Origin of the sequence: Enterococcus sp. DIV1639a (genome assembly GCF_050530445.1) — a bacterium.
Lineage (GTDB): Bacteria > Bacillota > Bacilli > Lactobacillales > Enterococcaceae > Enterococcus_B > Enterococcus_B hirae.
Window position 1 is genome coordinate 1862068 of sequence record NZ_CP172886.1, and the last position, 14814, is coordinate 1876881.

Annotated in this window: 15 protein-coding genes; 2 read left to right on the forward strand and 13 right to left on the reverse strand. The window is 34.8% G+C overall.

Annotated elements, in window-relative coordinates:
- Positions 1–148: 148 nt before the first annotated feature.
- Together IGJ32_RS08480 and IGJ32_RS08485 are read right to left on the reverse strand one after the other, a co-directional pair.
- Positions 149–1498 (reverse strand): DUF3329 domain-containing protein, encoded by a 1350-nt coding sequence (locus IGJ32_RS08480; RefSeq protein WP_342081847.1) that lies wholly within the window; start codon positions 1496–1498, stop codon positions 149–151.
- Positions 1499–2345: 847 nt separating this feature from the next.
- The gene (locus IGJ32_RS08485) at positions 2346–2567 is read right to left on the reverse strand and encodes a hypothetical protein (protein WP_053766632.1); all 222 of its coding nucleotides are present in this window, start codon (positions 2565–2567) and stop codon (positions 2346–2348) included.
- 615 nt (positions 2568–3182) lie between these two features.
- On the opposite strand from IGJ32_RS08485, the gene IGJ32_RS08490 reads away from it, so the two are divergent.
- On the forward strand, positions 3183–3671 hold the full coding sequence (locus tag IGJ32_RS08490; protein WP_342081807.1) for a hypothetical protein: 489 nt from the start codon (positions 3183–3185) through the stop codon (positions 3669–3671).
- A 347-nt stretch (positions 3672–4018) separates the two neighbouring features.
- On the opposite strand, the gene IGJ32_RS08495 is transcribed toward IGJ32_RS08490, so the two are convergent.
- The 10 genes from IGJ32_RS08495 to IGJ32_RS08540 all read right to left on the reverse strand — a co-directional run bounded on the left by IGJ32_RS08495 (position 4019) and on the right by IGJ32_RS08540 (position 12266).
- The gene (locus tag IGJ32_RS08495) at positions 4019–5944 is read right to left on the reverse strand and encodes a MucBP domain-containing protein (protein WP_342081808.1); all 1926 of its coding nucleotides are present in this window, start codon (positions 5942–5944) and stop codon (positions 4019–4021) included.
- A gap of 455 nt (positions 5945–6399) precedes the next feature.
- Positions 6400–6687, reverse strand: coding sequence for a putative quinol monooxygenase (locus IGJ32_RS08500; protein WP_010718425.1), 288 nt, complete (start codon positions 6685–6687; stop codon positions 6400–6402).
- A gap of 15 nt (positions 6688–6702) precedes the next feature.
- Complete coding sequence (locus tag IGJ32_RS08505; protein ID WP_010718426.1) at positions 6703–7341, reverse strand: nitroreductase family protein; 639 nt, start codon at positions 7339–7341, stop codon at positions 6703–6705.
- Between the two features lie 27 nt (positions 7342–7368).
- On the reverse strand, positions 7369–7773 hold the full coding sequence (locus tag IGJ32_RS08510; protein ID WP_010737892.1) for a MarR family winged helix-turn-helix transcriptional regulator: 405 nt from the start codon (positions 7771–7773) through the stop codon (positions 7369–7371).
- Between the two features lie 140 nt (positions 7774–7913).
- Positions 7914–8177 (reverse strand): hypothetical protein, encoded by a 264-nt coding sequence (locus IGJ32_RS08515; protein ID WP_342081809.1) that lies wholly within the window; start codon positions 8175–8177, stop codon positions 7914–7916.
- A 158-nt stretch (positions 8178–8335) separates the two neighbouring features.
- Complete coding sequence (locus tag IGJ32_RS08520; RefSeq protein ID WP_025480112.1) at positions 8336–8821, reverse strand: GAF domain-containing protein; 486 nt, start codon at positions 8819–8821, stop codon at positions 8336–8338.
- 162 nt (positions 8822–8983) lie between these two features.
- Positions 8984–9694, reverse strand: coding sequence for an acetolactate decarboxylase (gene budA, locus IGJ32_RS08525; protein ID WP_178305827.1), 711 nt, complete (start codon positions 9692–9694; stop codon positions 8984–8986).
- 12 nt (positions 9695–9706) lie between these two features.
- Complete coding sequence (gene alsS, locus IGJ32_RS08530; protein ID WP_034866860.1) at positions 9707–11371, reverse strand: acetolactate synthase AlsS; 1665 nt, start codon at positions 11369–11371, stop codon at positions 9707–9709.
- A gap of 171 nt (positions 11372–11542) precedes the next feature.
- Entirely contained in the window at positions 11543–12037 is a 495-nt protein-coding gene (locus IGJ32_RS08535) for a GNAT family N-acetyltransferase (RefSeq protein WP_342081810.1), read from the reverse strand.
- 115 nt (positions 12038–12152) lie between these two features.
- The gene (locus tag IGJ32_RS08540) at positions 12153–12266 is read right to left on the reverse strand and encodes a putative metal homeostasis protein (protein ID WP_010718433.1); all 114 of its coding nucleotides are present in this window, start codon (positions 12264–12266) and stop codon (positions 12153–12155) included.
- A 203-nt stretch (positions 12267–12469) separates the two neighbouring features.
- On the opposite strand from IGJ32_RS08540, the gene IGJ32_RS08545 reads away from it, so the two are divergent.
- Positions 12470–13135 carry a helix-turn-helix transcriptional regulator gene (locus tag IGJ32_RS08545; protein ID WP_010737898.1) on the forward strand — a complete coding sequence of 222 codons (666 nt, stop codon included), beginning with the start codon at positions 12470–12472 and terminating at the stop codon, positions 13133–13135.
- Between the two features lie 255 nt (positions 13136–13390).
- On the opposite strand, the gene IGJ32_RS08550 is transcribed toward IGJ32_RS08545, so the two are convergent.
- Positions 13391–14809 (reverse strand): cation:dicarboxylate symporter family transporter, encoded by a 1419-nt coding sequence (locus IGJ32_RS08550; RefSeq protein WP_034700793.1) that lies wholly within the window; start codon positions 14807–14809, stop codon positions 13391–13393.
- Positions 14810–14814 lie beyond the last annotated feature (5 nt).

The following is a 14814-nucleotide window of genomic DNA, read 5'->3' on the forward strand; positions in this document are numbered from 1 at the left end:
AAGTCCGAAAGATTCATCTCTCACGCTGACTTTTCATTGGACCCCACTCAACTATTTTTTGATTCATACTAAATTATATGGAAACAAAAAGACACGACCTAAATCGTGTCCGAACATTCATATATGAAAAGAAAAATACTTAAATCTACTATTCTGTTTTTTCTTCTAGTCGAATACTGTTTACTCCCCAATATGCAGCAACGCTTCTATTTCTCTCGTTATTCTTATCCATAGTAATATCACCATCATTGTGAACTGGATAAATTGTTTGTGTCTTATAATTTAATGGTGGAACAACTATATCCATTTCACCACTCTTCATTTGCTTTTTAATGGATTCAGTTTGGCGACTATAACTTACATAATTTTTATAGATGTCTGCAGTTCCATTGAAAAACAATAATAAAAAACTAACTAGTAAATAACTGAAAATCATAGAAAAAACAACTTTATTGCTTCTATCAAAATTTGTTAATAATTCAAAAAGACTAATTACTATAGATATGAAAAGAAAAATAACTCCTCCAAAATAAGATCTAGACCAAGATAATGCAGTTGGAGAAATTGCAAGCACTCCTATTGTCAATATACCTCCCACGAAAAATAACGAACTTAGAATATTACTAAGTGTAAAACTACTATTTAAGTATGATAAAACAAGCAAAGCTAATCCTATCGTTAGAGGGAACATGGCATTATCCTGTAACGCATGACTGATTGCAGGGATTGCATCAAGAATTTTCCAAACAGTTGAAAGCGTACTTCTATGAAAATAAGTCGCTCTGATATCGTTCCCAGGTGCCATAACCATAAAAAGAAAACCTATAATATTTCCAACAATACCTGCGATCATCCATTTTTCAATTTTTTTCTTCTTATAAAAATAGGAAAGAACAGTATATGCTATAACAATGAACAACGTTCCTCCGGAGGTATTTTCGTTACACCAACCAGCTACTATACCTAAAAGAAGCATGCCTATTGTTTTAAAAAGACTATTATTTTGTTCTTCAGATTCTGCTATATATCGATGATAAACCAGAATAAAAGATAACATAATCACCATTGCAGTGAGATAATTTACAGAACCAGCCAACCATAAGTAAACATTATTGAAAGCTGGGGTAAATGTCCACATTAATGCAAAGATGATAAACGCTTTTAGATAAACATTCTTAGTAGTTCGCTCTTTTACTATGGAAGAAAACATAATAATTTGATAAACCAATAGGGAAAATATGCAAGAATTATACACATTAAAATATATTTTTGGAAGTTTAGTAAAAAAACGAAAAATAATATGGACTACCGATCTCCCAGTCCAAGTCATATATTGTTGATACTCATCAAACAAAATTGTTTTTATGCTTGAGGTCTTTACAAAATAGTAATAATCGTCGTGTACCAAAGGAGACATACTATTTAAAAGAAGCATAAAACCAAAAATACAAAATAAAACAATAAATAAATGTCTGTTGCTCTTAATTTTTTTAATCATACCACCCAATTAACTCCTCTTTATCTCAAAATATAACTTAGTATAACACAGATTTAATAGTGGTTGTGCCAAATTAAGAGATACAGAATTAATATCCTAACCAATCATTTATCCTACTGCTCAAATCAAGTAGCGCTATCCTTCAAATGACTTTCAACAGCTAAATGTTCTGTTTCCCCGACTCTCTTCTCATTTTTACTACAGTGCATTTGATTGTCTCTACGTCGCTCATAACATTTATTGATTTGTCGATAATACCTTGATGCTTCTCCTGTACATTATTCTGACTCATTACAAATCATCAGTACGATGAACAGAACTACAAAATGCTTTGTTTAGAATTTGAAAATACAACATCCAATATATTTTCATTGCATACAATCCTTCATCGTTTTAAATAACACAATTCCTTAAATGGATATAGTAAAAACTATATCTGCTACAAAAATTTTACTAGTCGTTTGATAAAGTAATAAACGACATGCTGGGAATGTCAATGCACTATCTCTTGTACCCTCTCAATAAAAAAACTTACTTCATCGATTAATGATTTAGCAAGTTTTTTTATTGTTCTAGAAAGTTGACCAGAATTCGAACTGTTGATAAAAGTTGACTCTATACTTTTGATGTTAGTAAGATTCACCGCTATCAAAACATATACACAACAATTTTTTATTCAATTACTTGGAAAATCTAGTCCTATTTTTTCCATAGCACAGAAAAAGATTACGTTACTGCTAGTCGTATAAAGATTGCTCTGGTGATTCACCTACACTTTTGAGGAATAGCTACTAATAGTATATCGTTGGTAATGCTAAAAATTTCACTGCATTTTATGATTATCTCATCAATCGTCAATTTCAAAAATATCATCATCTAATTGATTGAAAGACGTTTTGCTTCCCAAATCCAGTTCGTCTAGTACATCTTTAGCCACATTGAAGAAACAATAAGTTCCCAAAAAAAGTAGCAGAAAAAATGGAACAGTGACTTTGCGACTTTTAATTACGCCATACATCAAGAGTAAGAATGCGGAAATAAAAAAGATAAACATAAATATTAGAAACATACATACCCCTCCTCATTTAATAATTGATTATAAAAGATAGGAACTGGCCTACTACCAAAGAAAATCAACGATGTGTAAAACCAACTCCTCAACGATAGACCTCGACTTTCTAACTAAAAGATATTTTGAAACTTGTTTACGTCATTTCAGCGCTCACTACATCATTTAATACCTTTTTATTTTCCAATAGTTTAACCAAAAATATACAAATTTTTTTCCTTTTTTTATAATTATTTCTTTGAATGAATCATTTTTTTGTTTTCAGAAATTGAAATACGCTGTACATTATCTTCTCAAGTTTGGTTTGGATTGGTCACTGAGCAAGATCAATTCTCTCTCTTCAATTTCTGATTGTCATGAAATCAGATAAGCTTTAAACTTAACTTAGAGATATTCACAACGAGAAACATGTTTCATCTTTGAATGGTTGCGTTATTTCTGATAAGAGAAGAATAATTTGATCCTGAACGAAAGGAGCCCACGTTTTCAATCTTTATAAATTATCTAAAAAGCGGGAGATTATTTATCTAATTTAAGCACTCGCAACTCTTTATTTGCTTATAGGGCAAGTCTTCTTCTCTTGAACACTAAAGAAAATAGAAAGGAGGAAAGCAAGTGAAAAAAAAGAGCGTTCGTTTATTGGTTTTATTCACATTGTTGTTACTTAGCGCATGTGGATGTCAAAGGAAAAAAGACGAGCAAGCAAATCGTTTAGTTAAGGATCTAAAAGCAAATACATGGGTAATTGAAGGGACGGACTCTACTGATGATCCCAAAATGACCCTTACCTTTTCTAACCGTAAAGCTAGTTTTAACTTAGATTTTTCAAGTATCGATTACTCTGTAGACGATGAATCCAATAGTGTACATATGAAGAAATTTATCAAACAATTCAGTAAGCATATAAAAGAAGAGTTTCGTTATACGATTAAAGGAGATATAATGACTTGGAAGGAACTTTGGTCTAAAAGTGACATCATGTCTTACAAAGTCAGTAAGAAGAATGAAACGATTATTCTCACTCCTTTAAGCGAGGAAGAAACTACGGAGACAAAAAATCTCGTGCTTATCCCTTACAAAAAAATACCAAGTAATGAAAGATAAAATTTTATTATCTAGTCTCATTATAAAATTGAATGATTCTGAACATTTTCCTATACTAACGATTGAATCTAAGCATTCCCTGCTGACTGATACATATAAAGCGCATAATTTGAACAATAAGCAACCTTGAATTAGTTAGATTTTGGTTATTTCTCAGTCATTATGACAAAGTTTACTCACATAGATCAATAAATAATTGACGGTTTTATCCGATCCCGAAAACATGAGTATCCTGTCGGCTATCACTGCCAGTAAATAGGAAGCGAGAACAAAAACACAGGCCCCCGGAAGTATCTAGATACTTCTGGAGGTCTGTGTTTTTTTAGTTATTTTTCATTGAATGATTTTTAATCTTGTTTTATTCTATTTTTTCTCTTTAATATGTAACTGATCCCCATTACCGTTACTAAAAGTGCCATTCCTAAACTGCGCAATAAGCGATTTTGTTGCTCTCCTGTTTTTGGTAAAGTAGCTTTTCCAGATACGGTGGTTTTGGTCGTACCTGTAGAATTATTTTTTGTGGTGCTACCATTTTTTGAAGTTGACGTTTGATTTGATTCTTTCTTTTCGGTACTTTCTTTATTTTTATTCGTTTCAGTTGTGGTATCCACTTTACTTTGATCTTGTTTGTTGTCGTCATTCTCAGTTGGTTTATTTGGTTTATTTGTTTGATCCGTCTTTTCTTGGCGTGTAATTTCTGAGATGACTGATTTTTCTCCGGCTTCATTTTCTGTATAGTATTGAACTGTTTCCCCATTTGCTACAGCTTTAGATAAATAAATCGTCGTCGGTTCTTCTACTTTTACATCTACTAAACGAGAAGAATTGACCTTTTCTTGTTTGGCTTTTCCGATGATTTCCCCGTTCAAAACAACGTACATCGTTGTTCCTCCTGGAATAACCGCCGTCATTTGTTTTCCTTCTGTACCATAAATGAAAGCAACGTTTTCTGCTAACGCTACTGTTGTTTTGATTTTCTTATAGATAAACGTGATCGTGTTTGTTCCCTTTTCAATCATGATTTCTTGTATCGCTAACTTTGGATTAACTAGTTCATATCCTTTGATTAGCAACGCTTCTTCTTTGTGAAGCTTCCCAATCTCTAAATCAGTTATTACTTTTTTCTCCGCAATTGATTGACCTTGCTCATCGATATATCGGACAGTCAGATCGGCTTTTTCATTTTCTGACGGTGATGTTTCTTTGGCTTTATATATAAATGTAATGGTGTTGCCATCACTTTGTACTTCTATCGTTTGGACTTTGGCACTCAGCAATTCGTATCCTTCGATAAGTAACGCTTCTTCCGTATATGTAGAGCCGACTTCTAAGTCTTGGATTATTTTATCATTAGCAATCGATTGACCATGCTCATCAATATATTTCACAGTCAAATCGGCTTTTTCATTTTCTGGCGGCGTTGTTTCCTTAGTTTCATATATAAATGTAATGATATTGCCTTCGCTTTGTATTTCTATCGTTTGGACTTTGGTACTCAGCAATTCGTATCCTTCGATAAGTAACGCTTCTTCTGTATGTGTAGAGCCGACTTCCAGGTCACTTATTATTTTATCTTCAGCAATCGATTCCCCCTTCTCATTAATATACTTAACAGTTACAGCTGCTTTTTCTTTAGTCACTGGATTTTCATCATAACGGAAAGTAATGATATTGCTATTTGGATCCTCGGAAACATTGATTGTATAAGTTTCAGGCCCTACGATCGTGTAGCCATCAATCACCAGTGCATTTCCTATGTATTCTGTTCCAATCTCTAAATCATTAATTACCGTAGGTTCGGCAATCGGTTGACCAGTTTCATTATGTAAATACTGCACAGTGACTGATGAGAAGCTTTCTTCAGGACTATCTTCAATTTTTTTATAATAAAAATTGTGATACATCTCTGGCGTTTCCATATAAATAATCACTCTATCTGGAGAGATCAATTCATACCCTTCTACAATTTCAGCGAATAAGGTTACATTGTTTCCGACAAAACCGAATTCCTCTGAAAACCAAAGTGCTTTTTGTGTATCTACATCTACCCCAATGACAGATACCCGTCCTATTTCCGGTTCAGGCATGGATAGGTCCAATGTTCCTGAATCATGTGGTGGTTGCACCTCATCAATTATTTCGATTTCACTTACTGCGTTGGATGCTGCCAATACGTTAGGTGCTAGCAACCCCACTACAGTGGTCATCAGCAATGCTGAGTTCATAATTGTTTTCATTTTTTTTATTTTTTTATTTTGCTTTCTTTTCGTCATTTAATTTATCTGCTCCCCCAGTTATATTTGAAATTTCGCTAACCTAGCTTTTTCTTACTTTATTCTAAGGTTGGTTACTTTTATTTATGTACTTGAATCCGATTATCCTCCTCCTTAAAAAACGTTATTTAAAATAAACAATAGTAGTTTAACCTACATATTAATGTTACCTGTAACATATAAGATTCGCAAGATTATTTTATTATTAAAACAAGGTTTTCTGTGTGTTAAAATAAAAAAATATCTAGTTAAGAAATTAAAATTATGATTTTTACATTCTTAAAAAAATTCACAAACGTTATTTAAAATCCTATTCTGTTTATTTAGTAAAAATGATTGATTAACAAAAAAAGCCCGTCACGGTAAATGATTAATCATTTTACCATGACGAACTGGAAATTATTTAGTTACATTTTATAAAATAGATTTAACACATAACTTCTTTAATCAAAAAATTAGTTTACTGTTTGAGAAACATTTATTTCTGTCTTCTTACTACTATACTGACTCATATTTTTAAATAATTGTTGAAGTAACGGACTTTGATTGTGTCCTTCAATCGCTGCTTGATCACGCCAATTTTCAACCATGACAAATTCATTTTCAATATCGATTGATTCGTACAATTGATAGCTTAAGCACCCGTCTTCTTTTCTTGTACTTGCAACAAGTTCATTGACTTCCGCAAGAAATTCATTTCTTTTTTCTGGTTTGATTGAAAATTTTGCATTGATAACGATCATTTTTCCACACTCGCTTTATTTAAAAGTTGTAATTTTTTCTGGAGCCAATCGAACAGATTCATACCCTTCTTCTACTGCTTTCCCAACAGATAAGATCATCACTGGAACATAACGTTCTTTGTCGAGATCAAAAGCTTCAGCCAATTGGTCTGCTTCAAATCCCCCGATTGGATTTGTTTCATAGCCGTGACTACGAGCAACTAGCATGAATTGCATTGCAGCTAAACTAGCATCAATTTTCACAACGTCATTCATTTGTTCACGTGTAAAGTTTTGGTAATAAGGAAGGATCGCAGCAAGTTGTTGGTCTCGGACTTCTGCCGGCATCTTACCTTCTGCTACTGCTTGATCATAGATTTCTTCCCCATATTCGTAGCAGTTCATGTCCCCAAAGATCATAACCATTGCAGATGAAGTATCATTTTGTCTCGTATTAAAACGGATCAATGGTTTCAATTTTGCTTTTGCTTCTTCACTTTCTGCCACCACAAAACGCCATGGTTGCATATTAACTGAAGATGGTGCTGTTGTTGTTTCTTGTATCATTTCTAACATTTCTTCATGAGAAATCTTAACCGTTTCATCATATACACGAACGGATTTTCTTCCAAATACAACACTTGAAAAATCATTGTTTACTAATTCTTTGCTCATTTCTCTCTCTTCTTTCTCCTAATGTAGTTAATAAAGTTTATTCAATAATTTTGTTAGTTCGGTGATTTCTTCATCGGTCAACGAAATGCACAAAGAGTCAGCGGACTGTTGATGATTATTTTCACACTTAGCCAGTTCTCGTTTGGCTGTATCCGTCAGTAGAACAAATACTTCACGATTATTCGCTGGATTGCGTTTTCGTGAAACATAGCCTTTTTCTTCCAATATCTTCAAATGTCTAGAGATAGCTGCATTGTCTATTTTCAGATCTGTTTGAATTTGATTTTGTAAGCATTTGCCTTTTTCCCATAAAAACATCAGCATTTCATATCTCGTCAAACTGAATCCAGTTTCTTTCTCGAACAAAGCTGATCCTTCTTGACTGATAATTTTGATTTTATAGAGTAACTGACTGAGTTTTCTTAAATCCATCTCCATCCTCCTTCCGTTGACTTGTCAATTATTGACTTATCAATAATATAAATGTTTTAGTGAGACTTGTAAAGCATAAAAGTTTGAATAACAAAAAAAAGAGAAAGCTATTCCTCTTTCTCTTTTAAACTATTTTTTATTTATGAGACAAGCGCTGGTTCATAAATTTTTGAAGAAGTTTCAAAAATGGCTTCTATAGTAGTTAAATCATATACATCCGTATATTTCGCAACCACTTTCCCACATTTTTCTAATATTTCTTCATGATCACTTTCTTGGTATTTTTCCACACATAACACGATACAATTTTCTAATTTATTAATGACTTCACCTACTACTACATGCTTTAAACCGATTGGCTTACACGCATATTTTTGTCCCAAAATGATTTCTACGTTATTCATATCTCATCCACCTTTAATCGTTCTAACATTTTATAAAATGATAATAACATTAAAATTAGATTATGAAAACCAAAAACCATTATAATTTTAGAAAAAAATCAAAAGAACGACTATTTCGAGCGTTCTTTTGATTTCACTTGTTAAAGTTATTGAATTTTTTAAGAAATAACATCTAAAGGCACGATATCAATAAGCATTTCTACGTATTTCTCAAGATATTCTTGATCAATATGATCGTATCCGCCTGTTACACCACAATCAATATCTAGAACGCCAATCAGATGTCCTTCTTTGATCATGGGCACAACGATTTCAGATTGAGCTGCAGAATCACAAGAAATATAGTTTTCATGTTTCTTAACGTCATCAACGATCAATGTAGTTTTTGTTTGTGCTGACTCACCACAAACCCCTTTTCCCATTGTGATCCTAGTACAAGAAACACGACCTTGAAATGGACCCAAAATCAATTCTTCGCCATTATATAGGTAATAACCTGCAAAAACTGTTTCTGGTAATGTCTCGTTCAACAGAGCAGAAGAATTCGCTAAATTTGCTAGCCAATGATCTTCTGCCTCTAATAATCCTTTTTGCTGTAATAATAAAATTTGATAGGCATCTTCTTTTTGCTTTTCTGTCCACAACATCTCAACCACTCCTTCTATGAAAAAATTATAGCTTAGAAATGATTTGCTGACTAGTCATTGAGAAAAAACTGACCTTACTAGACAGAAAGACGGGAAAAGAACATCCTTCAAATATAAAATACTTTCATTATTAATTTTTAGCACGGACTCATTAGAAAATTATTCTGCTTGCTGGATCTCTTGTTCCAAGTTTGCATAATCTATTGTCGTTCCAATAAACGTTGGATCATCGCTGGGAAAATGTTGAACAAGTGTTTCGATTTTACTGATTTCGACAGTGCCTTTTGTTAGCTCAAAATCAATGACATGCCCTCCGAATTGTTTAGCTTCATCGATATAGTGCAAATGAAATCCAGCAGCTGCTACTCCTTGAAACAGTTCTGGCGTATAAAATCCAACTAACGTTCCTTGACTATTTGTTTCATGAAATTCAGGTTGAGACTCTGATATTTTTGCTAATCTTCGGTAAGGCTTTTCTTGTTTTGGCATAATACGTGTGTGGACTGTTTTAAAAAGCCCAGTAATTTTTATCGCTAAGAATAAGTTGTTTCCTGCTTGACTGGCTAAAATTGATTGTTTTAATTCTTCGCCTTTTGTTTGATTTTTGACTTCAAAACGTTCATCTGTAATGAATGGGGTGATTGCTGCATAAGGAGTGGTTTCTTTTCCTGTCAGCTTAACAACTACTCCATCGGAACGTCCTTGATAAGCTTCACCATCTAGGAAGATGACTTCCCCATCTAATCCATGTAGCGTTCCCAAACCTAAAGTCCCGTGTTTGAGTATCTGTTCAATCGTCTCAGTACCATCCATTAGTCCTGCCATCAATGCTCCTAGTGTTCCATGTTGAAAAAGTATTCTTTCACTCATCTTAGCATCTCCTTAATAGAATTGATCTGGTAAAATCGTTTCACCAAGTTTTTCATTGTCACGGTAATCGATTGGAATATCGATGATAACTGGACCTTGCGTTTTAAATCCTTCTTCTATTGCTTGTTCCAACTCAGCGACAGAGGTCACACGAAGCCCCTTAGCACCAAAAGCTTCCGCATATTTTACAAAATCAACCGGGCCAAAATCCACACCGGAAGCTCGTTGATATTTCATGATTTCTTGAAATTCTACCATATTGTAACGACCATCGTTCCAAATCAAATGAATGATCTTCAAATTTTTACGAACAGCTGTTTCTAGATCTTGAGCAGAAAATAAGAAACCACCATCACCAGATACCGAAATGATTTGTGTCTTAGGACGTACTAATGCAGCGGAGATTGCCCATGGCAAAGCAACGCCTAGTGTCTGCATCCCATTGCTAAATAATAGATGTCTTGCTTCATAACTTCTAAAATGACGTGCCATCCAAATGTAGTGACTACCTACATCTACAGTAACAGTCATCTCATCTGTCACTTTATTTTGGAGTGTATTAATGACTTCTAGAGGATGTAAAATTCCTTCGCGGTCTTTTGTTGGCACAATATCACGCTCAGTTAATTTATTTTGCAAAAAGGCTAAGTATTCTTTCGCATCACGTGACACTTGATGCGGTGTTAAAGAATCCGTCAACAGATCCAATGTTTCAGAGATATCCCCGATTAATTCTCTTTCTGGCTGCATGTAAGAATCAATCTCAGCTGGTGTTTCATCAATAACGATTACTCGAGCATCTTTTTCAGCATTCCAGTTTCTTGCTTCATATTCGATTGGATCATACCCAATCGCAATCACTAGATCACTTCGTTTCAATAACATATCTCCTGGTTGATTTCTAAACAAACCGACTCTGCCAAAAAAATAGTTTTCTAATTTTCTAGAAATCACACCAGCAGCTTGGAAAGTTTCTACCACCGGCAAGCCTGTTTTTGCTACTAATCTACGGATCGCTGCTGTTTCTTTTTTACTTGAACCTCGCATCCCGATTAATAAAACAGGTAATTTCGCTTCTTGAATACGTTCCGCTAAATAATCGATATCGCCAGCAGAAGCAGAACCTAATTGTGGATCTTTTAGAGGTTTGATGACTTCATTTTTTACAGTCGCATCTACCACATCTTGTGGGATACTAATAAAGCTTGCTCCTTTTTTCGAACTTTTAGCCATTCGATAAGCATTGGCAATCACTTCTGAAATTGTTTCTGGATCTTGAATTTCTGCACTATATTTAGTGATTGGCTGAAATAAAGCAGCATTGTCCATGCTTTGATGAGTTAATTTAAGTAGATCGCTTCGTTTGACTTGTCCTGCAATTGCAAGAACCGGATCACCTTCAGCCGTAGCGGTCACTAGCCCAGTTGCTAAATTACTAGCTCCAGGACCACTAGTAGCAATGACGACGCCTGGCTCGCCTGTGATCCGTCCAATTGCTTGAGCCATAAAAGCGGCATTTTGTTCATGTCTCGTAACGATTAATTCTGGTCCTTGATCTTCTAACTCATTAAACACCCCATCGATTTTTGCTCCTGGAATCCCAAAAACATATTCGACTTGGTGATTCGCTAAACTTTCTACTACAGCTCTAGAACCTTGTTTCATTTCATCATCCATTACAATATTACTCCCTTTTCATTAAACATTCTCTCGAAAAACGCTTTTTTATTAGTACAGTTTTACAAACTGTTTCACAAAAAGAGTGTAACACAAATTTTTTCATTTGTGTAGTAATATGAAAAATAAGCTGTAGTTTCAGAAAAATTCATGAAACTACAGCTTATTTGATTAGCGATACGATTTTCCCCAAATAGCTAACCCAAGCAATCTCTCATCGATTTGCGCAACTTCAGGCAGTAGCCCCCATAAACAATAACCATTTTTTTCAAATAAACGTTGACTCGCTTGATTACTATCGAAGATAAAGGCTAGCACGGTCTCAATACCTAAGCCAGGGAGCTGTTTTTCTACAAAGTCCATAGCATACTGCCCAATGCCTCTATGTTGATAGGTCTCATCAATATAAATACTGATTTCTACCGTTTGATCATATGCTGGTCGTCCATAAAAATCACTCAAACTGATCCAGCCAATGATTTCCCCTGCTTCTTGCATGATCCATAGCGGACGTTTCTTAGGATCATGGACTTCAAACCAAGCCACTTTATCTTCCATCGTTATGGGCGCTACATCGGCAGTTGATTGTTTCGTTAAAATCGATTGATTGTAAATCTCCACGATGCGAGGTAAATCTTCTTTAGCTGCTATAGAATAACGGATCATATAGTACACACCTTTTTTTGTTTAAAAACTATTATACCAGTTCAAATTTTTAAGACAAGAATCTACTGATAGGATCACTAATCAAAACAAACACGTTTTTAGCAAATGGCAGTTTTTACTTATTTTTATTACGTTTGTATTGATGAATGATTTTTAACGCTCTTTTTTTCGTTTTGATATTGGGGCTCTTTAGCCGACGATAAGCACTCGCTAAGTCTTGTTTTTCCATTGCTTTCTCCCTTTTTCAAGTCTATTTTTATCAAATAAACCGTTCACGAACTCAAATAGTAATGATTACGATTTATACAAACAATATAACTTCACCCAAAAAATTTGTCAATAAAAAATAAAATGAAATAACGATTATTTTATAATGTAAACAGCAAACAAAGATGGTATTATAAAGTAACAAAAAATTATCAAGGTGAGAAAATGAATAACACTCAATTAACGCTATATATATCCCTGGTCAAATTCCTCGGACAAGCTTTAGGGGAAAACTATGAAGTGGTTCTTCATCATCTGGAAGAAGGTCATTTTCATATCGCTGCCATTGAAAACAATCATATAAGTGGACGAGATATCCATTCTCCTGTTACTGGTTTCGCTTTAGAAATGGTGCGCTCAAAGAAATATCTTAAACAAGATTATTTAGTCAACTATGATGCACAAACAATCAACGGGAAAAAATTAAGAGGTGCCACTTTTTTTATACGCAATGATCAGCAGAAGATAGTCGGATTACTTTGCATTAATCAAGATATCAGCAAATATCAGTCACTCTCAAAGGAGATACTCGCATTAGCTGGCTTATCAACAGAAAAACAACCACTTGCAGTGTTTGATACAAATCACCTCCCCGAATCCGTTGAGATCTTGGAAGAAACCATTGAAGGGATTATCTACTCTATCGTCCCCTCCGATCTCTTGGACAAACAGACTCCTTTAAATAAAGAGTTGAAAATTAAAATCATTCGCCAATTAAATGAAAAAGGAATCTTCCAAATCAAAGGCGCTGTTTCACAAGTGGCTAAGATTCTCAACATATCAGATCCCAGCGTTTATCGTTACCTGAAGATTGCTGAAGGAGAAAAGTAAAGAGATTGCGAAAGCATCGGTTACCTCCAATGACAATAAGCAAGCATTTTTTTAACAGCTTCTCAGACATGATGGGCTTTGAAACTAAAGACGGCACTCCTCTTCACTAAGGAGTGCCGTCTTATTTCTTGGTTGTTTCACTTTTGAAACAGGCGAAAGCTATAGTAAAAACGATCTAATCAGCGAGTTGGTATCAACTCATTACCTAGATATCATTTGATCACTAATTGAACACATAACTTTTCCCATTGTCTATTACTCTTCTTCATTTTTTTTATTCAATGGTGCCAAAAACGCTTGTTTATCAAATGTTCCTTCCCACTTATCTACCATAATCGCAGAAACCATTGAGCCTGCGACGTTCAACATGGTACGTCCCATATCAACAATCGGATCGATACCAAATATCGCTCCAATACTTGTGATCGTGTGTCCAAACCCTAAGCCATTAAGAGTAACTGTCGCAGCAACGGTCGCCGTACCAGGTACACCAGCAATTCCGATGGATCCTACCGTAACGACAACGACCACCAAGAAATAAAAGGATAGATCCATTTCTGCGCCAACAGCTGATCCCATTAAAACACCAAGCATAGCAGGGAATACACCAGCACATCCATTCATACCAATCGAAGTTCCTAAAGTAGCAACAAAATTTGCCGTTTCTTGAGACACACCTAGATCTTCTTCCAGATTTTTCAAAGTATAAGGTAAAGTTCCTACACTTGAACGGGAAGAAAAAGCAAACAATAGTGTCGTAAATGCTTTTTTGTAAAAAACAATTGGATTCACACCCATGAATAGTAATAAAATGACATAAACGATCAACATCAAAAGAACGCCAGTATATAGAGCTGCAATAAATCCGATCATTCCCATAATTGCTTGAATCCCTCTAGAAATAATTGTATTACTTACTAAAGCAACAACCCCATACGGCATCAACTTGATCACGTTAGTTAAAACGGAAATGACGGTTACTTTTAATGAGTCCAACAACGTAACAAAAGGTGCCACTTGATCCGGTTTTTTGACTTGTAAGAAGCGAATAGCTCCAGCAAACATAGCCGCTATGATCACAACCGATACAATACTCCCATTATCCCCCATCACACTAACTATATTGTTAGGTATCAGTTTCAAGAAAAATTCCGGGAAACTTTGCGAAGCAATATTACTAATACTTTCTGCTTTGTCTGCTGCCAAGTCTCCAGCAAACTCTGCACCGTTAAGCCGATAGAGTTTGACAACCGCAATCCCCAATGCCGCAGAGATAGCCGTAGTCCCTAGTAATGTTGCAAAAGTTTTTCCCGTCAAATATTTTAACCGTTCTCCTTTGACATCAATCACTACTTTGATGATCGATAAGAACACGACAGGAATAGCTAGCAACTGGATCATCTTCAAGAATCCTGAACCAACTAAGGCATACCAGGCATTGATTTCCGTTCGAGCAAATTCGGTATAAATTTCGCTATCGGAACCAATCAAATCAATGACAACCCCTAAAAGCAAACCAAGAATAAGAGCATAAATCATTCGTTTTGAGAAATTAATCCGTTTGTCTTTGAGGTACTTCATTACCCCGAGGGATAGAATCAGCAAAGCGATTCCTCCCGCAGTATAATAATTACTTACTTTCAGAAATTGAGTAAAAAAAGGTGCATCGATCAATTTAT

What these genes read in the sequence shown, in the direction of transcription:
- IGJ32_RS08480 (WP_342081847.1), bottom strand. Translation starts at nt 1,498, where the DNA reads ATGATTAAAAAAATTAAGAGCAACAGACATTTATTTATTGTTTTATTT.
- IGJ32_RS08495 (WP_342081808.1), bottom strand. Translation starts at nt 5,944, where the DNA reads ATGACGAAAAGAAAGCAAAATAAAAAAATAAAAAAAATGAAAACAATT.
- IGJ32_RS08545 (WP_010737898.1), top strand. Translation starts at nt 12,470, where the DNA reads ATGAATAACACTCAATTAACGCTATATATATCCCTGGTCAAATTCCTC.
- IGJ32_RS08510 (WP_010737892.1), bottom strand. Translation starts at nt 7,773, where the DNA reads ATGGATTTAAGAAAACTCAGTCAGTTACTCTATAAAATCAAAATTATC.
- IGJ32_RS08535 (WP_342081810.1), bottom strand. Translation starts at nt 12,037, where the DNA reads ATGATCCGTTATTCTATAGCAGCTAAAGAAGATTTACCTCGCATCGTG.
- IGJ32_RS08515 (WP_342081809.1), bottom strand. Translation starts at nt 8,177, where the DNA reads ATGAATAACGTAGAAATCATTTTGGGACAAAAATATGCGTGTAAGCCA.
- IGJ32_RS08505 (WP_010718426.1), bottom strand. Translation starts at nt 7,341, where the DNA reads ATGAGCAAAGAATTAGTAAACAATGATTTTTCAAGTGTTGTATTTGGA.
- IGJ32_RS08485 (WP_053766632.1), bottom strand. Translation starts at nt 2,567, where the DNA reads ATGTTTCTAATATTTATGTTTATCTTTTTTATTTCCGCATTCTTACTC.
- budA (WP_178305827.1), bottom strand. Translation starts at nt 9,694, where the DNA reads ATGAGTGAAAGAATACTTTTTCAACATGGAACACTAGGAGCATTGATG.
- alsS (WP_034866860.1), bottom strand. Translation starts at nt 11,371, where the DNA reads ATGGATGATGAAATGAAACAAGGTTCTAGAGCTGTAGTAGAAAGTTTA.
- IGJ32_RS08540 (WP_010718433.1), bottom strand. Translation starts at nt 12,266, where the DNA reads ATGGAAAAACAAGACTTAGCGAGTGCTTATCGTCGGCTAAAGAGCCCC.
- IGJ32_RS08500 (WP_010718425.1), bottom strand. Translation starts at nt 6,687, where the DNA reads ATGATCGTTATCAATGCAAAATTTTCAATCAAACCAGAAAAAAGAAAT.